This is a genomic window from Streptococcus oralis, assembly GCF_023611505.1.
Lineage (GTDB): Bacteria > Bacillota > Bacilli > Lactobacillales > Streptococcaceae > Streptococcus > Streptococcus oralis_CT.
Map to the genome: position 1 here is coordinate 899,964 of NZ_CP097843.1, position 25,958 is coordinate 925,921.

The window sequence follows — 25,958 nt, forward strand, 5'->3', positions numbered from 1 at the left end:
AATAATACATGTTCGAATATTTTTGGATTGGAATGAAAATGATGTGGGAAAGTCCTGTCTTTAGTTTTGCCTTTTACTTATTAACCTCTATTCTTTTACTAATCTTTTGGCGACGTTTTATAATTGTCCGTCGTAGTGGTGGTAATTTTTTTGCCCCATTTCACATTGCCAATGGGAGACTTTATATTCACAATGCTTTCGTATTTGTGAAGCGAATCATTCCGCTGAATAACATCAAAAGGATTGAAGTCAAATATATTCGAAGTGTCAAATTGAATGGGGCAAGGTATCATGTGTTTATTGAACAGAAAAACAGAAAGACTCTATCATTTTTCTGTGGCAAATCAAAACAGAATGATCTCCTTGTGAAGAATCTAAAGAATGAAACTAAAAACTACCATATTAGAATTGTAATAGATGGATAAGTGTTTAGTTTAAGAAAGGAATGATCATGGATAAGCCACAAGAAGTCAGAGAAAATGAACAGTTAAGGACCTTACTGATGACTGAATGTGATATTTATTTTTATGACAAGATAAGTGAAGTCCAGTTTTCAGGGAACAATGAGGAGTACTCTCTTGCCTGTAAGGCTTTTGCTCAAGACGGTAGTGGGGGAGAATATGTTTTTCTCGAAGATAACAGCATAGGCTTTATCGGAAGTGAGGGCCAAGTGGGAAGAGTAGCAGAAAGTCTGGATGACTTACTGACATTCCTACTTCACGCAGGTTGTATTTCGGATTTTAGCTGTCAGTATCTTTATCAGAATACAGACTTATTGAAAGCATTTTGTAAAGGTTATGTGTCTAAAATACGAGAAAGCTATCAGATTAAGCAGGAAGATTGGGATCAGATACGAGGAAATATGGCTCAAAAACTATCACTTGATTTCAATCCCCAAAAACTAGAAAAAGTAGCCATGGCATTTTATCAAGCAGCGACAAGGAAGCCTGTCTTTTCCTGTAAGTATATAGACGGTGAAGAAGAATATACCTGTGATTCAGTCTTGTCGGACATTGTGGGAATGTGGACGACAGAGCTTGTAGGGATGACGAGAGATGAAATCAAGAACTATATTGATTGAGGATGTTTCTAAGATGATAAATCAACTCAAATGTTAGTTTTACCATATGAAAGGAAGCAGGTCGGTAGGTTGAAAGATTAATCCTAAGAAACTGAAGAAAGCTTGAATTAAGAGAGGTATGTGATGAGTGAGTTAAGAGAAAAAACTTTAGTTATGCTCAAAGAGGACACAACAAGTAGTTTTCCATTTGACAAGGATCTTCCTATGATATACTTGGGAGAAATTGCCAATATGGCTGGACACTGAATCTTCACAGGAAATCGGGGGAAGTGTTATTTTGGATATCATATTTCACATTTTAGAGAACTAGGTGAAGATGAGGTATAGGACTTTTACAGCCGGAAAAATAGAATAGGAGCTGTCAATGCATCATCAGATTAATTTAGTATTTCCCAACTTATACAAAGTATTTTTGTCCAAAGTTGAAAAGTAAGGAGGCTTCGTAATAGAGAATACAGGTATCACCTTATACTCGAGGCTAGATTTGCTAGAGAGAAACTCCACCTACCAAATAGAAGAGTGGGAACCTGATTTTTTCCTGATTGGGCAAGATGGGGATGTCGCTTTTTTTATAAAGAAAGATTCTGACGACACTATTTATATGAATGATTTGGGGGCATTAGGTTCACTGGAAATGAAACCCATATCTTTGAATATTTCCGAGTTTGTGAAACAAGCGAGTGAACATTATGATGATATCTTCTAATCATTGCAAGTGTTGTTATTTTATCGTACGCGTGTGTGGAAGACATTTTTATGAAATCATTTGAACATTTTGATTAATGTTAATAAATTTTTAGTAAATGATAATGATTTGGAGAGTGAACAATGAATTTCGATAAGAGTTTACAGCAATACACTTATGAGCATGAGGGAGTGACCTTTGTTTGGGACGAAGAGCCTGATTGTGACTTTATAGATAAAGTTGAACTGTTATCAAAAAATTATCAGGAAAATCTCAATAGAATTATCAACTTCATGCTAGCTGATCTTAAGGAAATGTATGGAGAAGTCAGCGAGGAAGATGTGAAGAACAAGCTGGGGAAACCTATCATTGACTACAATCAAGGAACAGTTAGTTATTGTGAGCAAACCTTCGATGACTGGCACCTATTTGAGTTTGAATTTTTGGATGATCAATTTGAAACATTGGAATGTTTTTCTGTTAATGGGTAAAGGAGAGATTTATGGAATTCCCCAATGCATTGATTTTCTTTGTAGAAAACGTATACAAGAAAGGCTTTTCAAAATGCGTACTTTATGTTATAATATTCACAAATAAAAGTTTTAGGAGTTTTTTATGGTCTCTTCAGAATTTATCTCAAAGATTGAATTTGCTTGCAAGAAGAAAGAAAGTCTTTATAGCCAAAGTAAGTTTAAGTATGCGATTCGCTCCATGTTTGCAGGTGCCTTTTTAACATTTAGTACGGCTGCGGGTGCAGTTGGGGCTGACTTGATTAATAAGATCGCACCAGGCAGTGGTCGCTTCCTCTTCCCATTTGTTTTTGCTTGGGGATTGGCCTACATTGTTTTCTTGAATGCTGAGCTAGTAACTTCAAATATGATGTTTTTGACAGCTGGTAGTTTCTTGAAAAAAATCTCATGGAGAAAAACAGCTGAGATTTTACTATACTGTACCTTGTTCAACCTCATCGGAGCTTTGATAGCAGGTTGGGGCTTTGCCCACTCAGCAGCCTATGCAAATCTAACACATGATAGCTTCATTTCAGGGGTTGTAGAGATGAAGTTAGGTCGTTCCAATGAGTTAGTCCTACTTGAAGGTATTTTAGCCAATATCTTTGTAAACATTGCCATTCTTTCATTCGTTTTGGTGAAAGACGGTGGAGCCAAACTTTGGCTTGTCTTATCAGCGATTTACATGTTTGTATTCTTAACAAACGAACACATTGCTGCGAACTTTGCTTCTTTTGCGATTGTTAAGTTCAGTGTTGCAGCTGATTCAATTGCTAACTTTGACATACCTAATATTCTTCGTCACTGGGGTGTAACCTTTGTCGGGAACTTTATCGGAGGAGGTCTCTTGATGGGCTTGCCTTACGCCTTCCTCAACAAAAACGAAGATACTTATGTCGATTAAAAATCGGGCACGAATTAATCGTGCTTTTTTGTTTGAGAAGTAAGACTAGTCATAGTTGTTCCTTATATCAAAATATAGAAAAACGGTATTGGAAAAGACTAGCCCAAGATGGTACAATATCCGTAATGAAGCTATTTGGAGGTCGTCTTATGACTCGTGATTTTAAATTTGAAACTCTACAATTACATGCTGGGCAAGTAGTTGATCCAGCAACTAAGTCTCGTGCAGTACCGATTTATCAAACAACATCCTTTGTTTTTGATGACACGCAGGAAGGTGCTGATTTATTTGCCTTGAGAAAACCAGGGAATATTTATACTCGTATTACCAACCCTACAACAGCGGCATTTGAAGAAAGAATCGCTGCTCTTGAAGGTGGTGTTGGAGCACTAGCGACAGCATCAGGTATGGCTGCTGTAACCTACACTATTTTGGCGCTTGCTCACGCAGGTGATCATGTGGTGGCTGCATCAACTATTTACGGTGGGACCTTCAACCTCTTGAAAGAAACCCTTCCTCGTTATGGAATCACAACAACCTTTGTGGATGTGGATAATTTGGAAGAAGTAGAAGCAGCTATCAATGACAATACCAAGCTTGTCTTGATTGAAACCTTGGGGAATCCCTTGATTAACATTCCTGACTTGGAAAAATTGGCTGAAATTGCGCATAAACACCAGATTCCTCTCGTTTCAGACAACACTTTTGCTACACCATATTTGATTAACGTCTTCTCTCACGGTGTAGATATTGCCATTCACTCAGCAACTAAGTTTATCGGTGGGCATGGTACGACTATTGGTGGAGTGATTGTCGATAGTGGTCGTTTTGACTGGGAGGCTTCAAGGAAGTTCCCTCAATTTGTTGAGGAAGACCCAAGTTACCACAACTTGAGCTATACTCGTGATGTGGGTGCAGCAGCCTTTATTATCGCTGTTCGTGTTCAATTGCTTCGTGATACAGGTGCTGCCTTATCACCGTTTAATGCCTTTCTCCTGCTCCAAGGGCTTGAAACTCTCTCTCTTCGTGTTGAACGTCACGTGCAAAATGCAGAGAAAATTGTTGATTTCCTTGTAAATCATCCTAAGGTAGAAAAAGTCAACTATCCAAAACTAGCTGACAGTCCATATCATGCCTTGGCTGAGAAATATTTGCCAAAAGGTGTTGGTTCAATCTTTACCTTCCATGTTAAAGGTGGAGAGACAGAGGCTCGCAAGGTGATTGATAATTTGGAAATCTTCTCTGACCTTGCAAACGTAGCAGATGCCAAATCTCTTGTTGTCCATCCCGCGACAACCACTCACGGTCAGTTGTCAGAAAAAGATCTAGAAGCAGCAGGTGTCACACCAAACCAAATCCGCTTGTCTATCGGTCTTGAAAATGTAGAGGATTTGATTGAAGATTTGCGTTTGGCCTTGGAAAAAATTTAAAGTAACAGATATAAACAGTGGGTTTCGACTCGCTGTTTTTGATTTTCCCTCAAGCATGATATAATGGTTACAGAAGTCTAGAAAGAGGAAAGTTATGAACGAAATCAAATGTCCCAACTGTGGGGAAGTCTTTACAGTAAATGAGAGCCAGTATGCCGAACTTTTATCCCAAGTGAGAACAGCTGAGTTTGATAAGGAATTACACGATCGCATGAAGCAGGAGCTGGCCTTAGCTGAGCAAAAGGCCATGAATGAGCAACAGTCTAAACTAGCTCAAAAAGACCAAGAAATTGCGCAATTACAGAGTCAAATCCAAAACTTTGATACAGAGAAAGAGTTAGCTAAGAAAGAAGTTGAACAGACAAGTCATGAGGCTTTATTGGCTAAGGATAAGGAAGTACAGACCTTGGAAAACCAATTGGCTACCTTGCGTTTAGAGCATGAAAATCAGCTACAGAAAACTCTTTCTGACTTAGAAAAAGAGCGCGATCAGGTCAAAAACCAGCTCCTATTGCAAGAAAAGGAAAATGAGTTATCTCTAGCTTCCCTCAAGCAAAATTACGAAGCCCAGCTCAAGGCTGCTAGTGAACAAGTAGAATTTTACAAGAATTTCAAAGCCCAACAATCCACAAAAGCTATCGGGGAAAGTTTGGAACAGTATGCAGAGAGTGAGTTTAACAAGGTTCGTAGTTTTGCCTTTCCAAATGCTTACTTTGAGAAGGATAACAAGGTTTCTGCGCGTGGGTCTAAAGGCGACTTTATCTTCCGTGACTTTGATGAAAATGGGCTAGAATTTATTTCCATCATGTTTGAGATGAAAAATGAAGCCGACGGAACAGAGAAAAAGCATAAGAATGCAGATTTTTACAAGGAATTGGACAAGGACCGTCATGAAAAGAACTGTGAGTATGCCGTTTTGGTGACCATGTTAGAAGCAGATAACGACTACTTTAACACAGGGATTGTCGATGTCAGCCACGAGTATGAAAAGATGTATGTGGTTCGTCCTCAATTCTTTATCCAGTTGATTGGGCTCTTACGAAATGCGGCTCTTAATTCTCTAAAATACAAGCAGGAGTTAGCACTTGTCCGTGAGCAAAATATCGACATTACCCATTTTGAGGAAGACTTGGATGCCTTTAAACAGGCCTTTGCTAAGAACTACAACTCAGCTTCGACTAACTTTGGTAAAGCTATAGATGAAATCGATAAGGCTATCAAACGGATGGAAGAGGTCAAGAAGTTCCTTACTACATCGGAAAACCAACTTCGCCTCGCTAATAACAAATTGGAAGATGTTTCGGTTAAAAAATTGACCCGAAAAAACCCAACTATGAAAGCTAAGTTTGAAGCGCTGAAGGGGGAGTGAGATTACCTGAAAAACAGGGGTTCCTATGAAAAAATCTTTGAAATTCTCGGAAATTTATATTGCTTATTTACCATTAGTTGTATTTTTTCTTAATCTCCTATATGGTCTTTTAAATATTGAAGGCGTAGGTGATACTGACTCAAGATATAGTTTATTATTTGCTATTTTTGGATTTATTCCAACTATATTCGGTTATGGAATTAGTTTTTTGGCTAATCTTCTGGTGGGTATATCTTATGTGCGAAAAGCAAAAAATGAATCGAAACGCATCATTGCATTCCTATTGGTTGGAAATATTTTTTTAGCAATTTTTCTGATATTTTTGCTAAGATTTAAAATGATCGTTTCCTTTGACTTTATAAAAGATATTGACCTTTGGAGTTTCATTTTTTCATTATTTCTATTTCCATATTTAGATTGGATTTATCAAAAGGAAGACTACAATCCAAAAATAAGTCGCAAGTTACTTATTCTATTTTTGATTGGGATTTTTTCTCCACTTATAGGAAGTACAATTCAAACCCACTTTAGAAATAATGCTAAAGTTCAACAGTTAAAAGAGTTTTATTCTTCTAGGGGAATGAATTATGATGTTGCTCTTAAAAGCGTAGAAATAGATAGTAACGTTTCAGATATTAGTATTTTTGAAGTATCGGATAATGGGATAACGATCCAAGTAGGTGCTAAGTACATTCGTCAAAAATTAACACAGGTCAGTTTCATTAATGAGAATTATGGTTTTAAAGAATTCTTGAAGCTTTCTGTATCAAGCCAAGAAGCGCAGACAGTTCTGAATGATTTTACATCTGCTGTAGAAAGTGCAATACAAAAGAAAGGATATGATTTAGTAGTTATTGATGATAAAGAACAGCCGTTAGCTAGCCCTGGTTTTAAAATATCAAATTCATATAGGATAACTCCTTTAATAAAAGAAAAGGCTCTTCAGAATCAAGATTCATTCAGTAAAGAAAAACAAGCTTTTAGAGGATATGCGACTCTTTCTGTTAAAGACTTTATGAAGGAGGGAGCTCTTTGCTTGCATTTAACACTTAGCAAAAGCAACCTATTGGAACTAGGAGATATTGATTTTTCAAGCCTTCCAGATGGGTATTACAACATAAATGCTGACTCCTTTTCGGTTGTTAATGGAAAGTATAAGCGGCTTGAAAATGATGATAATTTTGAATTTATTTTACCAATTGAGTCGGGTAAACTATTTTACTCTGAGGATTTATATGATATTAAAAAAATTGATTTAAACAATGAGGAATAGAAGTGAAAGGGAAATTAGAAAGCAACACATGAACGGTATTATCAACTTAAAAAAAGAAGCGGGGATGACTTCGCATGATGCGGTTTTTAAGCTGCGTAAGATTTTGGGAACCAAGAAAATTGGTCATGGTGGGACCTTGGATCCAGATGTGGTGGGTGTTTTGCCCATTGCGGTTGGCAAGGCGACCCGCATGGTCGAATTTATGCAGGATGAGGGCAAGGTCTACGAGGGAGAGATTACTCTGGGCTATTCAACGACGACCGAGGATGCTAGTGGAGAAGTGGTCGCAGAAACCCCTGTTTTGTCACCCTTGGATGAAAAGCTTGTCGATGAAGCGATTGCCAGTCTGACTGGGCCTATTACTCAGATTCCGCCTATGTACTCGGCTGTCAAGGTCAATGGTCGCAAGCTCTATGAGTATGCGCGTGCAGGTCAGGAAGTGGAGCGTCCAGAACGCCAGGTAACAATCTATAGTTTTGAAAGAACGAGTCCGATTTCTTATGATGCTCATCTTGCACGATTCACTTTTCGTGTAAAATGTAGCAAGGGGACTTATATCCGTACCTTATCAGTTGACTTGGGAGAGAACCTTGGTTATGCGGCTCATATGTCGCATCTGACTCGAACCAGTGCTGCAGGTTTACAACTGGAAGATGCTCTTACCTTGGACGAAATTGCTGAAAAAGTGGAGGCTGGTCAACTGGACTTTCTCCATCCTCTAGAGATTGGAACAGGGGACCTTGTCAAAGTTTTCCTAAGTCCAGAAGAGGCTACAGAAGTACGTTTTGGTCGTTTTATCGAGTTAGACCAAACAGACCAAGAATTGGCTGCCTTTGAAGGAGACAAATTGCTAGCTATTCTAGAAAAAAGGGACAATTTCTACAAACCAAGAAAGGTTTTTGGCTAGTCAAACTGGAGTGTTGGGATAGATTTGTTTCTCCTAGACTATCCAAATCAGACTATAAATTTTGCAAAAAATGTGATAGAATAGACCACGGATAAAAAAACGGAGGATAGCATGCAAAATAGACCAATCATTATCGGAGTGACAGGTGGTTCTGGTGGAGGAAAAACCAGTGTTTCAAGAGCCATTTTATCGCACTTTCCTGATGAAAAGATTTCCATGATTGAGCATGATTCATACTACAAGGATCAGTCTCACTTGACCTTTGAAGAGCGTGTCAAAACTAACTACGACCATCCATTTGCCTTTGATACAGATTTGATGATCGAGCAGATTAAGGAATTGTTGGCAGGACGTCCGGTGGACATCCCGACTTATGACTATACAGAGCATACGCGGAGTAGCAAGACCTATCGTCAGGAGCCTCAGGATGTCTTTATCGTTGAGGGGATTCTGGTCTTGGAGGACAAGCGCCTGCGCGATTTGATGGATATCAAGATTTTTGTGGATACAGATGATGATGTGCGCATTATTCGTCGTATCAAGCGTGATATGGAGGAGCGTGGCCGTAGTCTAGACAGCGTTATTGAGCAGTATTTGGGCGTGGTCAAACCCATGTACCACCAGTTTATCGAGCCGACCAAGCGGTATGCGGATATCGTCATTCCTGAAGGGGTCAGTAATACAGTGGCAATCGACCTTTTGACGACCAAGATTGCAAAGATTTTGGAAGAAGCTCGAAACAGCAAATAATCAGACGAGGAGGCTTGGCCTCCTTTTTCTATTTTTCCTTTCGTTTCGGTATGCAAAAGGAGATTTTTAATCATATTTTTGGTATAATAATACCCATGGAAAAGCAAGAAAATGAATAGTAGGTGGAGATGGAAAAGTATTTATCGGTAACAACTTTGACCAAGTATCTGAAAATGAAATTCGATAAAGACCCTTACTTGGAACGGGTCTATTTAACTGGTCAAGTTTCCAACTTTCGTAAACGACCTACTCACCAATATTTCTCCCTAAAAGATGACCATGCAGTTATTCAAGCGACCATCTGGTCTGGGATTTATCAGAAATTAGGTTTCGACCTCGAAGAGGGAATGAAGGTCAATGTGATTGGGCGTGTGCAGGTTTATGAACCCAGTGGGAGCTACTCTATCATCATTGAAAAAGCTGAGCCTGATGGGATTGGGGCGCTTGCGATTCAGTTTGAACAACTCAAGAAGAAACTGACAGAAGAAGGTCTGTTTCAAGAGAGATTCAAGCAATCTCTTCCCCAGTTTGCTAAGAGAATCGGTGTGGTAACCAGTCGCAGTGGAGCTGTTATTCGAGATATCATCACGACTGTCAGCAGACGCTTTCCAGGTGTTGATATCCTTCTCTATCCGACCAAGGTACAAGGTGATGGAGCGGCGGAGGAAATTGCTCGAAATATTGCGCGTGCCAATCAAAGTGAGGACCTAGATGTTCTCATCATTGGTCGTGGTGGGGGTTCCATCGAGGATCTCTGGGCCTTTAACGAAGAGATTGTGGTACGGGCTATTTTTGAATCTCGCTTGCCAATCATTTCTAGTGTGGGGCATGAGACGGATGTGACCTTGGCAGATTTTGTAGCGGATCGCAGAGCGGCGACCCCAACAGCTGCAGCTGAACTGGCAACGCCTGTGACTAAGTTGGATGTGTTAACCCATTTGCAAAATCAGGAAAAGCGGATGGCAATAGCAGTTCAGAATGTCCTGTCAAAAAAAAAAGAAGCTCTGAAAAAATGCAGCCAGTCTGTGATTTTTAGACAACCAGAGCGCTTGTATGATGGCTATTTGCAACGGTTAGATCAGCTGCAACTGCGATTAAAACAAAGTTTGGGAACACGGATTTCTGATAGCAAACAGCTAGTACAAGCAAGGACGCACCAATTGGTGCAATTATCACCTGTTACCAAAATCCAACGCTATCAGGACCGGCTTGCTCAGTTGGACAAGCTCCTCCGTAGCCAAATGGCGTTAGTTTATGATACCAAGGTTGCTGAGGTCAAGCGACTTTCGGAAGCTTTGCTGATGTTGGATACTAGCCGAATTGTCGCGCGTGGATATGCTATTGTCAAAAAAGAAGAGTCCGTAGTCGATTCGGTTGAGAGTTTGAAGAAAAAAGATCAAGTAACGCTTTTGATGCGAGATGGTCAAGTAGAATTAGAGGTTAAAGATGTCAAAACAAAAGAAATTTGAGGAAAATCTAGCAGAACTGGAAACCATTGTCCAAAGTTTGGAAAATGGTGAAATCGCTCTAGAAGATGCAATTGCTGCCTTTCAAAAGGGCATGGTCTTGTCAAAAGAGCTCCAAGCGACGCTAGACAAGGCTGAAAAGACCTTGGTCAAGGTCATGCAAGAAGATGGAACAGAAAGTGATTTTGAATGAAGAAGCAAGAAAAATTAGCTCTTGTTGAGTCGGCTTTGGAAGATTTTTATGGAGACCAGCAGTTTGCCTCTAGTTTGCGAGAGTCTGTTCTCTATTCCATTCATGCTGGTGGCAAGCGTATTCGACCTTTTCTCTTGTTAGAAGTTCTGGAAGCCTTGCAAGTCGCTATTAGACCAGCTCATGCCCAAGTGGCTGCGGCCTTGGAAATGATTCATACAGGGAGCTTGATTCACGATGATCTTCCTGCCATGGATGATGATGATTTTCGTCGAGGGCGTTTGACCAATCATAAGAAATTTGGCGAAGCGATGGCAATTTTGGCAGGCGATGCTTTGTTCCTAGATCCCTATGCCTTGATAGCGCAGGCAGATTTGCCAAGTCAGATCAAGGTGGACTTGATTGCCAACTTATCCCTTGCTTCAGGAAGTCTGGGCATGGTTGCAGGGCAGGTTTTAGATATGGAAGGCGAACACCAGCACTTGTCTTTGGAAGAACTTCAGACCATTCATGCTAATAAAACAGGTAAGTTACTAGCCTATCCTTTCCAAGCAGCTGCTATCATAGCTGAATTAGCACCAGAAATCCAAGCAAAACTGAAAACTGTTGGGGAATTGATTGGGCTGGCCTTTCAAGTTCGAGATGATGTGTTAGATGTGACCGCTAGTTTTGAGGAAATCGGCAAGACTCCACAAAAGGACCTACAGGCAGAAAAGTCAACCTATCCAGCCTTGTTGGGCTTGGAGGAGGCAATTGCCTTTTGTAACCAAACCCTTGATCAAGCCAAGGTAAAATTAGATGAAATTTCCCAACGAGTCAGCTTTGAAACAGAGCCGATTGTGGAAGTAGTAGAAAGTTTGAGAATCAATGGCTAAGGAAAGAGTGGATGTACTAGCTTATAAACAGGGCTTGTTTGAAACGCGAGAACAGGCCAAGCGCGGCGTCATGGCAGGTCTGGTTGTAGCTGTCCTCAATGGGGAGCGTTTTGACAAACCAGGAGAGAAAATCCCAGATGACACTGAGCTAAAACTCAAAGGTGAAAAACTCAAGTATGTCAGCCGTGGTGGCTTAAAATTAGAAAAAGCCTTGCAGGCCTTTGGTTTGTCAGTGGAAGGGGAGACAACGATTGATATTGGAGCCTCCACTGGAGGATTTACTGATGTCATGTTGCAAAACGGTGCTGAGCTGGTCTTTGCAGTCGATGTTGGCACCAATCAGTTGGCTTGGAAATTACGCCAAGACCCACGGGTTGTCAGCATGGAGCAGTTTAATTTTCGTTATGCTGAAGAGACTGACTTTGAGCAGGAACCAAGTTTTGCCAGTATTGATGTGAGTTTCATTTCCCTCAGTCTGATTTTGCCCGCCTTGCACCGTGTCTTAGCAGATCAAGGGCAGGTGGTAGCACTTGTCAAACCTCAGTTTGAAGCAGGTCGTGAGCAAATCGGGAAAAATGGAATCATTCGCGATGCCAAGGTTCATCAAACTGTCCTTGAATCTGTCACTGCTATGGCAGTTGAACAAGGTTTTTCAGTGCTTGGATTAGACTATTCACCAATCCAAGGAGGACATGGAAACATCGAATTTTTGGCATATTTAAAAAAGGAAGAGGGAGCAAGCAATCAAGTTGCCCCCGAAATAGAAAAAGTTGTAGAGAGAGCACATAGAGAATTTAAAGATGAATAAAAAAGAGAGACTTGAAAAAATTAGAAGATTTGTTACGGATTATCAGATTGGGACTCAGGAAGAAATTGTTGAGTACTTGAGGGAAGCAGGTATTTCTGCTACTCAAGCCACTGTCTCAAGGGACATCAAGGAGCTTGGTATTGTTAAAATTCCTTTGAAAAACAACACTTATATCTATGAATTGCCAAAATCAATTGTTAAGAGTTTGCAGTTGGCTGAGGACAATATTGTGAGTTCTGAGTTAATGGGAAATATGATCAACCTTTCTGTCATTCCTGGAAATACTATTTTTGTGAAGAGTCAGTTGGTTGAAGCATTCTCTGAACAGATTTTTAGCTGTCTAGCTGATGATGATTCTATCTTAATTGTAGCTAGAACAGCAGAGGCAGCTGAAGAAATTGTTGAACAAGTCAAAAAATGGTAGGTCAGTATGTTACTTGAAATTTCGATAAAAAACTTTGCCATTATTGAGGCAATTTCCCTCAATTTTGAAAAGGGTATGACTGTTTTGACTGGGGAAACGGGTGCCGGAAAGTCTATCATTATCGACGCTATGAATCTCATGTTGGGGGCTCGTGCAACGACAGACGTTATTCGTCATGGTGCGCCAAAGGCGGAGATTGAGGGACTTTTTTCGGTTGAAAACAGTCGTTCTTTGCAAGAACTTTTTGATGAGCAAGGTTTGGAAATGGGTGATGAAATTATCATCCGCCGGGAAATTTTGCAAAATGGTCGTAGTGTTAGTCGCGTGAATGGTCAGATGGTCAATCTTTCTGTCTTGCGTGCTATTGGGCAACACCTTGTAGATATCCATGGTCAGCATGACCAAGAGGAGTTAATGCGTCCTCAACTGCACATCCAGATGTTGGATGAGTTTGGTGATGCAGCTTTCTTGGACTTGAAGGAGACCTATCAGACGAGTTTTGACGCCTATCGCAAAATGCGTAAGCAGGTTCTAGAAGTCAAGAAAAATCAGCAGGAACATAAGTCTCGCATTGAGATGTTGGAATTTCAAATGGCAGAGATTGAGGCAGCGAACTTGCAGGCTGGTGAAGACTTGGCTCTCAACCAAGAACGAGATAAACTCCTCAATCATAAAAATATTGCGGATACGCTAACCAATGCCTATAGCATGTTGGACAATGAGGAGTTTTCTAGCCTAGCTAATGTTCGTTCAGCCATGAATGACATGGAAAGTGTTGAAGAATACGATCCTGAATACCGTGAAATTTCAAGTTCTCTATCAGAAACCTACTATGTTTTAGAAGATATTACAAAGCGTTTGGAAGATATTATTGAGGACTTGGATTTTGATGGCAATCGCCTCATGCAGGTTGAGAATCGCCTAGATCTTCTGAATACTATTTCCCGTAAGTACGGTGGGACTGTGGATGATGTTCTGCTTTATTTTGCTAAGATTACAGATGAGTATAATCTCTTGACGGGTAATAATCTTTCTTCCGAAGACATGGAAGCAGAGCTCAAGAAATTGGAAATTAATCTTGTTGATTTGGCAGGGCAGCTTGCAACAGCTCGTCATGATTTGGCCCAGCAGCTTGAAGCAGAGATTAAACAAGAACTGCAAGACCTCTATATGGAGAAGGCACAATTCCAGGTTCGCTTTAGCAAGGGCAAATTTAGTCGAGAGGGGAATGAAACGGTCGAGTTTTACATTTCCACCAACCCTGGTGAAGACTTTAAACCCTTGGTTAAAGTTGCGTCCGGTGGGGAATTGTCCCGCCTCATGCTAGCTATTAAATCCGCCTTTTCTCGTAAAGAAGGCAAGACTAGTATTGTCTTTGATGAGGTGGATACGGGAGTTTCAGGTCGTGTAGCCCAAGCCATCGCTCAAAAGATTCATAAGATTGGCCAGCATGGTCAGGTTTTAGCTATTTCTCACTTACCACAAGTGATTGCCATCGCGGACTATCAATTCTTTATTGAGAAGATTAGCGATGAGCACTCAACGGTGTCGACGGTTCGTCTTTTGACTTTAGAAGAGCGAGTAGAGGAAGTAGCTAAAATGTTGGCTGGGGAAAATGTAACCGAAGCGGCCCTTACCCAAGCTAGAGAATTATTGCAAACGAGGGAGAAATAAATGACAGACTATTATGTAATTGGAGATGTTCACGGGAAAGCAGCTATGCTAGAAGATCTGCTCAAAACCTGGGATGGTCAAACTCAGTTGCTCTTTCTAGGGGATTTGATTGACCGTGGTGAGGATAGTCGCCGTGTTCTAGAAATGGTCAAGGACTTGGTGGACAATCAAGGGGCTATCTGTCTATCAGGAAACCACGAGTATATGTTTCTGACTTGGCTCGATGATCCAGAAGAAAGCTATGACCATTATCGTCGTAATGGTGGTGATACAACTATTAACTCTATTCTAGGTCGTCCCTTGGATGCACCAGTTGATGGCGTAGAAGATGCCAGGCGTGTTGCGACTGAAGCGGCAGACTTGGTCGAATTCATTCGTCAAATGCCATTTGTAGTAGAGACAGACAAGTATATCTTTGTTCACGCAGGTATTGATTTGACCTTGGAAGACTGGCATGAAACGACTGATTACAAGAAAGTCTGGCTCAGAAAGCCATTCCATGAAGCTGAAAATCATACCGGGAAAACCATTGTTTTTGGGCATACACCAGTTTATGGTTTGCTGAAGCAAGACCGAGGTACAGCTGAGCTTTGGATAACAGATGATGGCAAGATTGGCATGGATGGAGGAGCTGTCTATGGTGGTGTCCTTCATGGTATCGTCTTTACAGACCAAGGAATGACAGAACACCACTTTATCGAAAATGATGGCTTTATTGCCGAAGATTAGTACTCCTAGCAGGGTATGGTCTTGTCAAAATGTTAAAAACAATTTATAATTAATAGATACCCTGAAAGGAAGAGCATCATGAACTTAGAAGAATTGAAACAACGACAGGGGAAGATCCGAAACTTCTCTATTATCGCCCATATTGACCATGGGAAGTCAACGCTGGCAGACCGCATTTTGGAAAAGACGGAGACAGTTTCTAGTCGTGAAATGCAGGCCCAGCTTCTGGATAGCATGGATCTAGAACGGGAACGTGGGATTACCATTAAACTCAATGCCATCGAACTCAATTATACTGCAAAAGATGGCGAGACCTATATTTTCCACTTGATTGACACGCCAGGGCACGTGGACTTTACCTATGAAGTGTCGCGTTCGCTAGCTGCCTGTGAAGGAGCGATTTTGGTGGTTGATGCGGCCCAAGGGATTGAAGCTCAAACACTTGCCAACGTATATCTAGCATTGGATAATGATTTGGAAATTCTGCCAGTCATTAACAAGATTGACCTACCAGCAGCTGATCCAGAGCGCGTGCGTACAGAGATTGAAGATGTGATTGGACTGGATGCCAGCGAAGCAGTCTTAGCTTCTGCCAAAGCTGGTATTGGGATCGAAGAGATTCTTGAGCAGATCGTTGAAAAAGTTCCTGCTCCAACTGGTGATGTTTCAGCTCCATTAAAAGCCTTGATTTTCGACTCGGTCTATGATGCTTACCGTGGGGTTATTCTCCAAGTTCGTGTTATGGACGGAGTGGTTAAACCTGGCGATAAGATTCAACTCATGAGCAATGGCAAGACCTTTGATGTCACTGAGGTCGGAATTTTCACACCGAAAGCAGTCGGGCGTGATTTCCTAGCGACTGGTGACGTTGGTTATATTGCGGCTTCTATCAAGACGGTTCAAGACACCCGTGTCGGAGATACAGTGACCCTAGCAAGCAATCCTGCAGCAGAACCGCTAGACGGCTACAAGCAAATGAACCCCATGGTCTTTGCAGGTCTTTATCCAATTGAGTCAAACAAGTACAATGACCTTCGTGAAGCCCTAGAAAAATTGCAGCTCAACGATGCTAGCTTGCAGTTTGAGCCAGAAACATCTCAGGCGCTGGGATTCGGTTTCCGTTGTGGATTCCTTGGGCTTCTCCATATGGATGTTATCCAAGAGCGTTTAGAGCGCGAGTTCAACATTGACCTCATCATGACAGCTCCGTCTGTTATTTACAAGGTTAACCAAACTGACGGTGAATCTATGGATGTGTCTAACCCCTCTGAATTTCCAGACCCAACTAAGATTGCGACTATTGAAGAGCCGTATGTCAAGGCGCAAATCATGGTACCGCAGGAGTTTGTTGGTGCAGTAATGGAATTGGCTCAACGCAAACGTGGAGACTTTGTGACCATGGATTACATTGATGACAATCGTGTCAATGTTATCTATCAAATTCCACTCGCTGAAATCGTCTTTGATTTCTTTGATAAGCTCAAGTCTTCAACACGTGGTTATGCAAGCTTTGACTACGAATTGTCAGAGTATCGTCCGTCTAAGCTAGTCAAAATGGATATCCTTCTCAATGGTGATAAGGTCGATGCCCTCAGCTTTATCGTTCACAAGGACTTTGCCTATGAACGCGGGAAACTCATCGTTGATAAGCTCAAGAAAATCATCCCTCGTCAACAATTTGAGGTGCCGATTCAAGCAGCTATTGGGCACAAAATCGTGGCTCGTACTGATATCAAGGCCCTTCGTAAGAACGTACTTGCCAAGTGTTACGGTGGTGACGTTTCTCGTAAACGCAAACTCCTTGAAAAACAAAAAGCTGGTAAGAAACGCATGAAGGCTATCGGATCAGTAGAAGTTCCACAAGAAGCCTTCCTCAGCGTCTTAAGCATGGATGAAGAATAGAAATAAAACTCTTGAAGATTTTTCAAGAGTTTTTACTTTAAATGAGAGCGAGTAAAATCATCAACTGACAAAATAGATCAGGTTAGAATTTGACAGAAGTTCTTATTTTTCTTATAATGCAGATGGAAAGGTGGTAGGATGAAAAAATTATTAATTTTAGGAACTGTTGTTACTGCTAGTGTTTTTCTAGCTTCATGCTCTAATAAATCGCAAACAGCAACCGAAGAAAGTTCGACTGCGGCTGTTAGTTCTTCTAGCAGTCAGGAAACGAGTAGCTCTAGCTCTACTGTTTCTGAAGCGAAGAAGGAAGAGACTCAAATCATCGGTTCGAATGAATATGGTTTTGTCAAGGTACCCAAATCATGGGTTCGGTTCCATGAAGTAGAAGGTGGAAATGATATACAGTATTGCGATGGAACAGATATCAACATTGTTACGCTGAATACCTTCAAGGCTGAGCAGTTTAATATCAGCGAAGAAGAATATGCTAAACTGGATGTTGTGACTGTCTCATCTAGTATTTTAACTTCCAAAGAACAAAGCTCTGATTTCAGTAAGGTTTGGGGCTCCAAATCGACCATTGGAGGCTATGAAGCCTATGTTGTCAATGCAATTGCTAAGTCAGGGAAATACCTCGTTACCTGGGTTTTCCGATCAAATGATGGTAAAATCCGCTATGTTTCACTTGAAGGGGATGGGGAAACTTTAAAAACAATCTTACCGATGGTTGAAAGTAGCTGGTCAACTACTAAATCTGAATAAATGAAAAAAAGAAGATCCTTGGTCTTCTTTTTATTTTTTTACGAATAGATAGATGAGTAGAAAAAGAAATGGAGTTGTATATGAAGATCACAAACTATGAGATTTACAAATTGAGAAAAGCTGGGCTGACAAATCAACAAATTTTAACTGTTCTTGAATACGATGAGACTGTAGATCAGGAGCTCTTGCTAGGTGATATTGCAGAACTATCGGGGTGTCGTAATCCTGCGGTCTTTATGGAACGCTATTTCCAGATAGATGATGCACAGTTGGAGAAGGAGTTCCAAAAATTTCCATCCTTCTCGATTCTTGATGACTGTTATCCTTGGAATCTGAGTGAGATTTATGATGCTCCAGTGCTCTTGTTTTATAAAGGAAATCTGGACTTGTTGAAATTTCCAAAGGTTGCTGTTGTAGGGAGCCGTTCATGTTCTAGTCAGGGAGCAAAGTCGGTTCAGAGAGTCATCCAAGGTTTGGGAAACGAGTTGATCGTGGTCAGTGGTTTAGCCAAAGGGATTGATACGGCTGCCCACATGGCTGCACTTCAGAATGGAGGAAGAACGATTGCTGTGATTGGAACAGGATTGGATGTGTTTTATCCTAAAGCCAATAAACGCTTGCAGGAGTACATTGGCAATGACCATCTGGTTCTCAGTGAATATGGACCTGGCGAGCAACCTCTGAAATTTCATTTTCCAGCTCGTAATCGCATCATTGCTGGCCTTTGCCGTGGTGTGATCGTTGCAGAGGCAAGGATGCGTTCTGGTAGTCTTATTACCTGTGAGCGAGCTATGGAAGAAGGACGCGATGTTTTTGCCATTCCAGGAAACATTTTAGATGGCTATTCAGATGGCTGTCACCACCTGATCCAAGAGGGAGCAAAACTGGTCACAAGTGGTCAAGATGTGATGGCAGAGTTTGAATTTTAAGGAGAAATTTGTTCACTCAGATAAACTTTTCTTCTATATATAGGAGCTAAGTCTTGACAGCTATAGAAAAATGGTTTACACTTTATAAAGTTTATTACTTTGAAAAGGTGTGATAGTGTGGCTACGGCAACAAAGAAGAAAAAATCAACAGTTAAAAAAAATCTAGTCATCGTGGAGTCGCCTGCAAAGGCAAAAACGATTGAGAAATATCTAGGCAGAAATTACAAGGTTTTAGCCAGTGTCGGGCATATCCGTGATTTGAAAAAATCCAGTATGTCAGTCGACATTGAAAATAACTATGAACCGCAGTATATCAATATCCGAGGAAAAGGTCCTCTCATCAATGACTTAAAAAAAGAAGCTAAAAAGGCCAATAAAGTCTTTCTAGCGAGTGACCCGGACCGTGAAGGAGAAGCGATTTCCTGGCATTTGGCTCACATTCTCAACTTGGACGAGAATGATGCCAACCGTGTAGTCTTTAATGAAATTACTAAGGACGCTGTAAAAAATGCCTTTAAAGAACCTCGCAAGATTGATATGGACTTGGTCGACGCTCAACAAGCTCGTCGAGTTTTAGACCGCTTGGTAGGGTATTCGATTTCGCCAATTTTGTGGAAAAAGGTCAAAAAGGGCTTATCAGCTGGGCGGGTGCAGTCTGTTGCTCTTAAGCTCATCATTGACCGTGAAAATGAAATCAATGCCTTCCAACCGGAAGAATACTGGACAATTGATGGTGTCTTTAAGAAGGGAACCAAGCAATTTCAGGCTTCATTCTATGGTATGAATGGCAAAAAGATGAAATTGACTACCAACGAAGAAGTCAAAGAAGTCTTGTCCCATTTGACTAGTAAAGATTTCACAGTTGACCAGGTAGATAAGAAAGAACGCAAACGCAATGCACCCCTACCTTATACGACCTCAACCATGCAGATGGATGCGGCTAACAAAATCAATTTCCGTACTCGAAAGACCATGATGGTGGCTCAACAGCTCTATGAAGGGATCAATATCGGATCAGGTGTGCAAGGTTTGATTACCTATATGCGTACAGACTCGACTCGTATTAGTCCAGTAGCTCAGAACGAAGCGGCAAGCTACATTAACGACCGTTTTGGTAGCAAGTATTCCAAGCATGGTAGCAGGGTCAAGAATGCCTCAGGTGCTCAAGATGCCCACGAAGCCATTCGTCCATCTAGTGTCTTTAATACACCAGAAAGCATCGCTAAGTACTTGGACAAAGACCAGCTCAAACTTTATACCCTTATCTGGAACCGTTTTGTGGCTAGCCAGATGACAGGCGCTATCTTTGACACCATGGCTGTTAAGCTTTCTCAAAATGGGGTTCAGTTTGCAGCGAATGGAAGCCAAGTTAAGTTTGATGGTTATCTTGCTATCTACAATGACTCTGACAAGAACAAAATGTTGCCAGATATGGCTGTTGGAGATGTGGTCAAGCAGGTCAATAGCAAGCCAGAACAACATTTCACCCAACCGCCAGCTCGCTATTCGGAAGCGACTCTTATCAAGACCTTGGAAGAAAATGGAGTTGGACGTCCGTCAACCTACGCTCCGACCATTGAAACCATCCAAAAACGTTACTACGTTCGTCTGGCAGCAAAACGTTTTGAACCAACAGAACTGGGAGAAATTGTCAATAAACTCATTGTTGAATATTTCCCAGATATTGTCAATGTGACCTTCACAGCTGAGATGGAAGGAAAACTGGATGATGTCGAAGTTGGAAAAGAGCAGTGGCAACGTGTTATTGACGAATTTTATAAACCATTCTCCAAAGAAGTAGCTAAGGCTGAATCTGAAATGGAAAAAATCCAAATCAAGGATGAGCCAGCTGGATTTGACTGTGAGGTTTGTGGCAGTCCGATGGTCATTAAGCTCGGTCGTTTTGGTAAATTCTATGCTTGTAGCAATTTTCCAGACTGTCGTCACACACAAGCGATTGTCAAAGAGATTGGAGTCGAGTGTCCAAGCTGTCATCAAGGACAAATCATCGAACGCAAAACCAAGCGCAATCGTATCTTCTATGGTTGCAATCGTTACCCAGAATGCGAATTTACTTCCTGGGATAAACCAATTGGACGTGATTGTCCAAAATGCGGACATTTCCTTATGGAGAAAAAGGTCCGTGGTGGTGGTAAGCAGGTTGTATGTAGTAATGGCGACTACGAAGAGGAAAAAATTAAATAGAATGCAGAGTCCTGAAAATGAATTTCAGGCTCTTTTTTTGTTGATGCTTGACAAATTTCCTCCTTGTATGCGAAACTAGAGGAAGAGTAATTTATCTAGGAGAGATCATGCGTATCATTTACCTCAGTATTGGCTTTATTTCACTGGCTTTAGCTGTTATTGGAGTTGTCCTACCACTTTTGCCAACAACGCCCTTTCTTTTGTTAGCAATCGCTTGCTTTTCAAAATCTTCTAAGCATTTTGAAGACTGGCTTTATCATACCAAGCTCTATCAGACCTATGTAGCTGATTTTCGGGAAACCAAGTCAATCGCGCGAGAACGTAAGAAAAAAATCATCGTATCTATCTATATCTTGATGGGAATTTCTATTTATTTTGCCCCTCTTTTGCCAGTCAAAATCGGTCTGGGAGCCTTGACTATTTTTATCACCTACTATCTCTTTAAAGTGATTCCTGATAAAAAATAGATAAATAAAGTAGTATTTACCTTGATAAAAATGAAAGCATATTTAAAATAATATGATATAATAAATTCAAAGAAAAGATCAAGGAGAATCAAATGATTTACGAATTTTGTGCTGAAAATGTGACCTTGCTTGAAAAAGCGATGCAGGCTGGAGCTCATCGAATCGAACTTTGTGACAATCTAGCAGTAGGAGGAACAACACCTAGCTATGGAGTGACCAAGGCAGCGGTTGAACTGGCATCTAACTACGATACGACCATTATGACTATGATTCGTCCCCGTGGTGGCGATTTTGTCTATACTGATTTTGAAATAGCAATTATGCTGGAAGACATCCGTTTGACTGCGCAGGCTGGAAGTCAAGGGGTTGTATTTGGGGCATTAACTGCTGATAAGAAGTTGGATAAGGTTAATCTAGAGAAGCTGATTGCCGCATCAAAAGGAATGGAAATTGTCTTCCACATGGCCTTTGATGAATTGAGTGAAGAAGACCAGTTGGAAGCTATTGACTGGCTCAGCCAAGCTGGTGTTACCCGTATCCTAACTCGTGCTGGAGTTTCTGGGGACTCACTAGAAAAACGTTTTGCCCACTATCACAGAATTTTGGAACATGCAAAAGGTAAAATTGAAATCTTACCAGGCGGAGGGATTGACTTGGACAACCGTCAAACCTTTATCGACCAACTGGGCGTGACGCAACTTCATGGTACTAAGGTTGTCTTTTAAAAAATAGAAAGGAACTGCTAGCTTTGGGTAGCAGTTTTCACTTATGTTTGAAATTTTTAAATCCTATCAGTTTAATCAAGAAAAAGCCAGTGCCTACGGTTTTATAGAAAATGAGGGAGTCTGGACCTACAGTTTCCAGATTTTGGATAGCGACTTCGTCATGAATGTGTCCATCACAACGGATAATGTGAGCTTTCAAGTTTTTGATCAGGAGACTGGTGACCTTTATCCTCAAGTCCATATGGAAAGTATGAGAGGGTCTTTTGTTGGAAGTGTCCGTGAGGCTTGTTTGGAGATTCTCTATCAGATTCGGAAGGCTTGTTTTGACGTGCAGGATTTTATCTGTCCTCAGACTAAGCGCATCATGGCTCAAGTTCAAGAAAAGTATGGTGATCAGTTGGAATATCTGTGGGAGAAATCTCCTGATACAGCGGTATTACGTCATGAAGACAGTCAAAAGTGGTATGCTGTTTTAATGAGAATTCCTTGGGATAGGCTAGATAAGGGGAGAGAAGGGCTAGTGGAAGCAGTCAACCTCAAACATGACCAAGTAGCGGATTTACTTTCACAAAAGGGTATTTACCCTGCCTTTCATATGAACAAACGCTACTGGATTAGTCTTGCTCTTGATGATAGTTTATCGGATAACGAAGTTCTAGATTTGCTAGAAATCAGTTGGAATTTGACATTGAAAAAGTAAGGAAATTCCCTTGTGTTTTCAAATACTTTCAATTAGCAAAATATTCTTTACTGAAGAAATTTTCAGAAAATAATGGATTTTTTCTTGACAAGAGATTTTTCCTATGCTAAAATATTTAACAAGACATCAAACGAAGGAGAAAGTCAAACATGAAAACAGCTAAGTTTAATAAATTTGCTTTGTTGTTGAGGTACTCGGGCTAGTGCAAAAGCATTAGTCCTGTTTGGCTTACCAAGCGGGAGTAAATCAACATCTCGCTTGGGTTTCCGAGCGAGATGTTTTTTCTATACTGAAATTTTGAAGGGGGAATTCTTATGCGTAGAGTTGAGTTTCTAGATACCAGTCTCCGTGATGGTGAGCAGACACCAGGCGTTAATTTTTCAATCAAGGAAAAGGTTGCCATCGCAAGACAGCTGGAGAAATGGGGGATTTCGGCTATCGAAGCTGGTTTTCCGGCGGCGAGTCCAGATTCATTCAGAGCAGTTCAGGAGATTGCCAAGGTCTTGAAGAAAACAGCGGTGACAGGTTTGGCCCGTTCGGTCAAGTCTGATATAGATGCTTGTTACGAGGCGCTCAAGGATGCCAAGTATCCTCAGGTTCACGTCTTTATCGCGGCTAGTCCGATTCACCGTAAGTATAAGCTCAATAAGAGCAAGGAAGAGATTTTGGAAGCAATCAGTGAACATGTTTCTTATGCTCGTTCTAAGTTTGAAATTGTCGAATTTTCTCCAGAGGATGCGACCAGAACAGAATTGGATTTCCTCTTGCAAGTTGTTCAGACAGCTGTGGATGCAGGTGCGACCTACATCAATATCCCTGACACGGTTGGATTTACTACGCCAGAGGAATATGGTGCCATCTTCAAATGCTTAATTGAGAATGTCAAGACCGATCGTCAGATCATCTATTCGCCCCACTGTCACGATGACCTCGGAATGGCAGTGGCTAATAGCCTTGCTGCTGTTAAGAATGGAGCAGGACGAGTCGAAGGAACAATCAATGGTATCGGGGAGCGGGCAGGCAATGCAGCCCTTGAAGAAATAGCAGTGGCGCTTAATATTCGCCAAGATTACTACCAAGCAGAAACCAGTATTGTCCTAAACGAAACCATCAATACGTCAGAAATGGTTTCTCGCTTCTCAGGTATTCCAGTTCCTAAAAACAAGGCGGTTGTTGGAGGAAATGCCTTCTCTCACGAGTCTGGTATTCACCAAGATGGGGTTCTTAAAAATCCTCTTACCTATGAAATTATTACACCTGAATTGGTTGGTGTCAAGTGTAACAGTCTTCCGCTTGGTAAATTGTCCGGTCGCCACGCTTTTGTAGAAAAACTAAGGGAATTGGCCCTAGACTTTACTGAAGAAGACATCAAACCACTCTTTGCTAAGTTCAAGGCACTAGCGGACAAAAAGCAAGAAATCACAGATGCAGATATTCGTGCTCTGGTAGCTGGAATCATGGTTGAAAACCCAGAAGGCTTTCACTTCGATGATTTACAACTTCAAACCCATGCGGATAAAGACATTGAAGCGCTTGTCAGCCTTGCTAATATGGATGGTGAGAAGGTTGAGTTTAATGCGACCGGACAAGGTTCTGTGGAAGCTATCTTTAATGCTATTGACAAGTTCTTTAACCAATCTGTTCGCTTGGTATCCTATACTATTGACGCTGTGACAGATGGGATCGATGCTCAGGCTCGGGTATTGGTCACTGTTGAAAATAGAGATACAGAAACCATCTTTAACGCGGCAGGTCTTGACTTCGATGTATTGAAGGCTTCGGCGATTGCCTACATCAATGCCAATACCTTTGTTCAAAAGGAGAATGCTGGTGAGATGGGGCGTAGTGTTTCCTACCGAGATATGCCTAGTGTGTAAAGGAGAAAACTATGACAAAGAAAATAGTAGCTCTAGCAGGGGACGGAATCGGTCCAGAAATCATGGAAGCTGGTTTGGAAGTTTTGGAGACCCTAGCTGAAAAAACGGGCTTTGACTATGAGATAGATGGGCGACCTTTTGGAGGGGCAGGTATTGATGCTGAGGGGCATCCCTTACCTGATGAGACCCTCAAGGCATGTAGAGGAGCAGATGCTATTATCCTAGCGGCTATTGGTAGTCCCCAGTATGATGGGGCAGCGATTCGGCCTGAACAAGGACTGCTGGCCCTCCGTAAGGAACTCAATCTTTATGCCAATATTCGCCCTGTAAAAATCTTTGAAAGTCTCAAACATTTGTCACCTCTCAAACCTGAACAAATTGCTGGTGTGGACTTTGTCGTGGTGCGTGAGCTGACAGGAGGGATTTACTTTGGAGATCATATTCTTGAAGATCGAAAAGCGCGTGATATCAACGACTACAGCTATGAGGAAGTGGAGCGGATTCTTCGCAAGGCATTTGAAATCGCAAGCAATCGCAGAAAAATCGTTACTAGTATCGATAAGCAGAATGTTTTGGCAACATCAAAACTTTGGCGGAGAGTAGCTGAGGAAGTCGCAAAGGATTTCCCAGACGTGACCTTGGAACACCAGTTGGTGGACTCAGCTGCTATGCTCATGATTACCAATCCTGCTAAGTTTGATGTTATTGTGACGGAGAATCTTTTCGGTGATATCTTATCTGATGAATCAAGCGTTCTATCTGGTACACTTGGGGTCATGCCATCAGCCAGTCATTCTGAAAATGGCCCAAGTCTCTATGAACCCATTCACGGTTCAGCGCCTGATATTGCAGGTCAAGGAATTGCCAATCCTATTTCCATGATTTTATCAGTTGCCATGATGTTGAGAGATAGCTTTGGACGTTATGAGGATGCGGAGTGTATCGAACATGCTGTTGAAGGTAGTTTAGCGTCTGGTGTTTTAACAAGAGATATTGGAGGAAAGGCTTCGACCAAGGAAATGACAGAAGCCATCATTGAAAGATTATGAAGATAAATGAAGGAATCACGCTTGCCCTCTTGATTTGGAATTTGCTGGTTTTCTTGATTTATGGCATTGACAAATCCAAGGCAAGAAGAGGTGCTTGGCGCGTCCCAGAGAAAATCTTACTCATTTTAGCCCTTACTTGTGGTGGTTTTGGTGCCTGGTTGGCAGGAATCACCTTTCACCACAAGACTAGAAAATGGTATTTTAAAACAGTTTGGTTTCTCGGGATGGTAACCACACTAGTAGCCTTATATTTTATTTGGAGGTAATG

The 25,958-nt window shown here is 41.3% G+C and carries 27 protein-coding genes and 1 pseudogene; all 28 read left to right on the forward strand.

Features of this window, described 5'->3' with window-relative positions:
- Positions 1-8: 8 nt before the first annotated feature.
- On the forward strand, positions 9-425 hold the full coding sequence (locus M9H69_RS04700; protein WP_000464449.1) for a hypothetical protein: 417 nt from the start codon (positions 9-11) through the stop codon (positions 423-425).
- A gap of 26 nt (positions 426-451) precedes the next feature.
- On the forward strand, positions 452-1,081 hold the full coding sequence (locus tag M9H69_RS04705; RefSeq protein WP_250316056.1) for a hypothetical protein: 630 nt from the start codon (positions 452-454) through the stop codon (positions 1,079-1,081).
- A gap of 123 nt (positions 1,082-1,204) precedes the next feature.
- Positions 1,205-1,327 (forward strand): hypothetical protein, encoded by a 123-nt coding sequence (locus tag M9H69_RS10365; protein ID WP_284453901.1) that lies wholly within the window; start codon positions 1,205-1,207, stop codon positions 1,325-1,327.
- A 118-nt stretch (positions 1,328-1,445) separates the two neighbouring features.
- Positions 1,446-1,787 (forward strand): annotated as a pseudogene (locus tag M9H69_RS04710) (hypothetical protein).
- A gap of 122 nt (positions 1,788-1,909) precedes the next feature.
- Complete coding sequence (locus M9H69_RS04715) at positions 1,910-2,257, forward strand: hypothetical protein (RefSeq protein WP_001008345.1); 348 nt, start codon at positions 1,910-1,912, stop codon at positions 2,255-2,257.
- A 124-nt stretch (positions 2,258-2,381) separates the two neighbouring features.
- Positions 2,382-3,179 carry a formate/nitrite transporter family protein gene (locus M9H69_RS04720; RefSeq protein WP_000254787.1) on the forward strand — a complete coding sequence of 266 codons (798 nt, stop codon included), beginning with the start codon at positions 2,382-2,384 and terminating at the stop codon, positions 3,177-3,179.
- A gap of 149 nt (positions 3,180-3,328) precedes the next feature.
- On the forward strand, positions 3,329-4,609 hold the full coding sequence (locus tag M9H69_RS04725) for an O-acetylhomoserine aminocarboxypropyltransferase/cysteine synthase family protein (RefSeq protein ID WP_250316057.1): 1,281 nt from the start codon (positions 3,329-3,331) through the stop codon (positions 4,607-4,609).
- 94 nt (positions 4,610-4,703) lie between these two features.
- A complete protein-coding gene (locus tag M9H69_RS04730; protein ID WP_250316058.1) occupies positions 4,704-5,978 on the forward strand; it encodes a DUF2130 domain-containing protein in 1,275 nt (424 codons plus the stop codon).
- A 25-nt stretch (positions 5,979-6,003) separates the two neighbouring features.
- Positions 6,004-7,251, forward strand: coding sequence for a glutamyl-tRNA amidotransferase (locus M9H69_RS04735; protein WP_250316059.1), 1,248 nt, complete (start codon positions 6,004-6,006; stop codon positions 7,249-7,251).
- A gap of 28 nt (positions 7,252-7,279) precedes the next feature.
- A complete protein-coding gene (truB, locus tag M9H69_RS04740; protein WP_250316060.1) occupies positions 7,280-8,158 on the forward strand; it encodes a tRNA pseudouridine(55) synthase TruB in 879 nt (292 codons plus the stop codon).
- A 111-nt stretch (positions 8,159-8,269) separates the two neighbouring features.
- Positions 8,270-8,908, forward strand: coding sequence for a uridine kinase (udk, locus tag M9H69_RS04745; RefSeq protein ID WP_009730252.1), 639 nt, complete (start codon positions 8,270-8,272; stop codon positions 8,906-8,908).
- Positions 8,909-9,036: 128 nt separating this feature from the next.
- Positions 9,037-10,377 carry an exodeoxyribonuclease VII large subunit gene (gene xseA / locus M9H69_RS04750; protein ID WP_250316061.1) on the forward strand — a complete coding sequence of 447 codons (1,341 nt, stop codon included), beginning with the start codon at positions 9,037-9,039 and terminating at the stop codon, positions 10,375-10,377.
- Complete coding sequence (locus tag M9H69_RS04755; RefSeq protein WP_000043226.1) at positions 10,355-10,567, forward strand: exodeoxyribonuclease VII small subunit; 213 nt, start codon at positions 10,355-10,357, stop codon at positions 10,565-10,567. Before xseA ends, M9H69_RS04755 begins: the two co-directional genes overlap by 23 nt.
- Positions 10,564-11,439 carry a polyprenyl synthetase family protein gene (locus M9H69_RS04760; protein WP_250316062.1) on the forward strand — a complete coding sequence of 292 codons (876 nt, stop codon included), beginning with the start codon at positions 10,564-10,566 and terminating at the stop codon, positions 11,437-11,439. Before M9H69_RS04755 ends, M9H69_RS04760 begins: the two co-directional genes overlap by 4 nt.
- A complete protein-coding gene (locus M9H69_RS04765) occupies positions 11,432-12,247 on the forward strand; it encodes a TlyA family RNA methyltransferase (protein ID WP_250316063.1) in 816 nt (271 codons plus the stop codon). Before M9H69_RS04760 ends, M9H69_RS04765 begins: the two co-directional genes overlap by 8 nt.
- Positions 12,240-12,671, forward strand: a complete 432-nt coding sequence (locus M9H69_RS04770) for an arginine repressor (protein WP_001034409.1) — start codon at positions 12,240-12,242, stop codon at positions 12,669-12,671. Before M9H69_RS04765 ends, M9H69_RS04770 begins: the two co-directional genes overlap by 8 nt.
- 6 nt (positions 12,672-12,677) lie before the next feature.
- Entirely contained in the window at positions 12,678-14,345 is a 1,668-nt protein-coding gene (gene recN, locus M9H69_RS04775) for a DNA repair protein RecN (RefSeq protein ID WP_250316064.1), read from the forward strand.
- Positions 14,346-15,074 carry a metallophosphoesterase family protein gene (locus tag M9H69_RS04780; protein WP_250316065.1) on the forward strand — a complete coding sequence of 243 codons (729 nt, stop codon included), beginning with the start codon at positions 14,346-14,348 and terminating at the stop codon, positions 15,072-15,074.
- Between the two features lie 78 nt (positions 15,075-15,152).
- Positions 15,153-16,976 (forward strand): translation elongation factor 4, encoded by a 1,824-nt coding sequence (gene lepA, locus M9H69_RS04785; protein WP_250316066.1) that lies wholly within the window; start codon positions 15,153-15,155, stop codon positions 16,974-16,976.
- A gap of 138 nt (positions 16,977-17,114) precedes the next feature.
- Positions 17,115-17,738 (forward strand): hypothetical protein, encoded by a 624-nt coding sequence (locus M9H69_RS04790; RefSeq protein ID WP_000734764.1) that lies wholly within the window; start codon positions 17,115-17,117, stop codon positions 17,736-17,738.
- An 80-nt stretch (positions 17,739-17,818) separates the two neighbouring features.
- Positions 17,819-18,667, forward strand: coding sequence for a DNA-processing protein DprA (gene dprA / locus M9H69_RS04795; protein ID WP_250316067.1), 849 nt, complete (start codon positions 17,819-17,821; stop codon positions 18,665-18,667).
- 117 nt (positions 18,668-18,784) lie between these two features.
- Positions 18,785-20,872: a type I DNA topoisomerase gene (topA, locus tag M9H69_RS04800; RefSeq protein ID WP_250316068.1), complete on the forward strand. Its 2,088-nt coding sequence runs from the start codon at positions 18,785-18,787 to the stop codon at positions 20,870-20,872.
- 107 nt (positions 20,873-20,979) lie between these two features.
- Positions 20,980-21,339, forward strand: a complete 360-nt coding sequence (locus M9H69_RS04805) for a YbaN family protein (RefSeq protein WP_250316069.1) — start codon at positions 20,980-20,982, stop codon at positions 21,337-21,339.
- A gap of 92 nt (positions 21,340-21,431) precedes the next feature.
- Positions 21,432-22,064 carry a copper homeostasis protein CutC gene (locus M9H69_RS04810; RefSeq protein WP_250316070.1) on the forward strand — a complete coding sequence of 211 codons (633 nt, stop codon included), beginning with the start codon at positions 21,432-21,434 and terminating at the stop codon, positions 22,062-22,064.
- Between the two features lie 43 nt (positions 22,065-22,107).
- Complete coding sequence (locus M9H69_RS04815) at positions 22,108-22,764, forward strand: MmcQ/YjbR family DNA-binding protein (RefSeq protein ID WP_250316071.1); 657 nt, start codon at positions 22,108-22,110, stop codon at positions 22,762-22,764.
- 314 nt (positions 22,765-23,078) lie between these two features.
- The gene (locus M9H69_RS04820) at positions 23,079-24,641 is read left to right on the forward strand and encodes a 2-isopropylmalate synthase (RefSeq protein WP_250316072.1); all 1,563 of its coding nucleotides are present in this window, start codon (positions 23,079-23,081) and stop codon (positions 24,639-24,641) included.
- Between the two features lie 11 nt (positions 24,642-24,652).
- On the forward strand, positions 24,653-25,690 hold the full coding sequence (gene leuB / locus M9H69_RS04825) for a 3-isopropylmalate dehydrogenase (RefSeq protein ID WP_250316073.1): 1,038 nt from the start codon (positions 24,653-24,655) through the stop codon (positions 25,688-25,690).
- Positions 25,687-25,956 (forward strand): DUF1294 domain-containing protein, encoded by a 270-nt coding sequence (locus M9H69_RS04830; protein WP_125841322.1) that lies wholly within the window; start codon positions 25,687-25,689, stop codon positions 25,954-25,956. The genes leuB and M9H69_RS04830 overlap by 4 nt, the downstream gene beginning before the upstream one ends.
- Positions 25,957-25,958: the final 2 nt, after the last annotated feature.

Excerpts from the sequence above, each read along its gene's own strand:
- M9H69_RS04700 (WP_000464449.1), top strand. The coding sequence starts at position 9 with ATGTTCGAATATTTTTGGATTGGAATGAAAATGATGTGGGAAAGTCCT.
- dprA (WP_250316067.1), top strand. The coding sequence starts at position 17,819 with ATGAAGATCACAAACTATGAGATTTACAAATTGAGAAAAGCTGGGCTG.
- M9H69_RS04735 (WP_250316059.1), top strand. The coding sequence starts at position 6,004 with ATGAAAAAATCTTTGAAATTCTCGGAAATTTATATTGCTTATTTACCA.
- M9H69_RS04820 (WP_250316072.1), top strand. The coding sequence starts at position 23,079 with ATGCGTAGAGTTGAGTTTCTAGATACCAGTCTCCGTGATGGTGAGCAG.
- M9H69_RS04730 (WP_250316058.1), top strand. The coding sequence starts at position 4,704 with ATGAACGAAATCAAATGTCCCAACTGTGGGGAAGTCTTTACAGTAAAT.
- M9H69_RS04720 (WP_000254787.1), top strand. The coding sequence starts at position 2,382 with ATGGTCTCTTCAGAATTTATCTCAAAGATTGAATTTGCTTGCAAGAAG.
- M9H69_RS04815 (WP_250316071.1), top strand. The coding sequence starts at position 22,108 with ATGTTTGAAATTTTTAAATCCTATCAGTTTAATCAAGAAAAAGCCAGT.
- M9H69_RS04805 (WP_250316069.1), top strand. The coding sequence starts at position 20,980 with ATGCGTATCATTTACCTCAGTATTGGCTTTATTTCACTGGCTTTAGCT.
- M9H69_RS04770 (WP_001034409.1), top strand. The coding sequence starts at position 12,240 with ATGAATAAAAAAGAGAGACTTGAAAAAATTAGAAGATTTGTTACGGAT.
- M9H69_RS04715 (WP_001008345.1), top strand. The coding sequence starts at position 1,910 with ATGAATTTCGATAAGAGTTTACAGCAATACACTTATGAGCATGAGGGA.
- M9H69_RS04790 (WP_000734764.1), top strand. The coding sequence starts at position 17,115 with ATGAAAAAATTATTAATTTTAGGAACTGTTGTTACTGCTAGTGTTTTT.
- leuB (WP_250316073.1), top strand. The coding sequence starts at position 24,653 with ATGACAAAGAAAATAGTAGCTCTAGCAGGGGACGGAATCGGTCCAGAA.
- M9H69_RS04830 (WP_125841322.1), top strand. The coding sequence starts at position 25,687 with ATGAAGATAAATGAAGGAATCACGCTTGCCCTCTTGATTTGGAATTTG.
- M9H69_RS04725 (WP_250316057.1), top strand. The coding sequence starts at position 3,329 with ATGACTCGTGATTTTAAATTTGAAACTCTACAATTACATGCTGGGCAA.
- M9H69_RS04780 (WP_250316065.1), top strand. The coding sequence starts at position 14,346 with ATGACAGACTATTATGTAATTGGAGATGTTCACGGGAAAGCAGCTATG.
- M9H69_RS04810 (WP_250316070.1), top strand. The coding sequence starts at position 21,432 with ATGATTTACGAATTTTGTGCTGAAAATGTGACCTTGCTTGAAAAAGCG.
- M9H69_RS04765 (WP_250316063.1), top strand. The coding sequence starts at position 11,432 with ATGGCTAAGGAAAGAGTGGATGTACTAGCTTATAAACAGGGCTTGTTT.
- M9H69_RS04705 (WP_250316056.1), top strand. The coding sequence starts at position 452 with ATGGATAAGCCACAAGAAGTCAGAGAAAATGAACAGTTAAGGACCTTA.
- xseA (WP_250316061.1), top strand. The coding sequence starts at position 9,037 with ATGGAAAAGTATTTATCGGTAACAACTTTGACCAAGTATCTGAAAATG.
- recN (WP_250316064.1), top strand. The coding sequence starts at position 12,678 with ATGTTACTTGAAATTTCGATAAAAAACTTTGCCATTATTGAGGCAATT.
- M9H69_RS10365 (WP_284453901.1), top strand. The coding sequence starts at position 1,205 with ATGAGTGAGTTAAGAGAAAAAACTTTAGTTATGCTCAAAGAGGACACA.
- truB (WP_250316060.1), top strand. The coding sequence starts at position 7,280 with ATGAACGGTATTATCAACTTAAAAAAAGAAGCGGGGATGACTTCGCAT.
- M9H69_RS04760 (WP_250316062.1), top strand. The coding sequence starts at position 10,564 with ATGAAGAAGCAAGAAAAATTAGCTCTTGTTGAGTCGGCTTTGGAAGAT.
- udk (WP_009730252.1), top strand. The coding sequence starts at position 8,270 with ATGCAAAATAGACCAATCATTATCGGAGTGACAGGTGGTTCTGGTGGA.
- lepA (WP_250316066.1), top strand. The coding sequence starts at position 15,153 with ATGAACTTAGAAGAATTGAAACAACGACAGGGGAAGATCCGAAACTTC.
- M9H69_RS04755 (WP_000043226.1), top strand. The coding sequence starts at position 10,355 with ATGTCAAAACAAAAGAAATTTGAGGAAAATCTAGCAGAACTGGAAACC.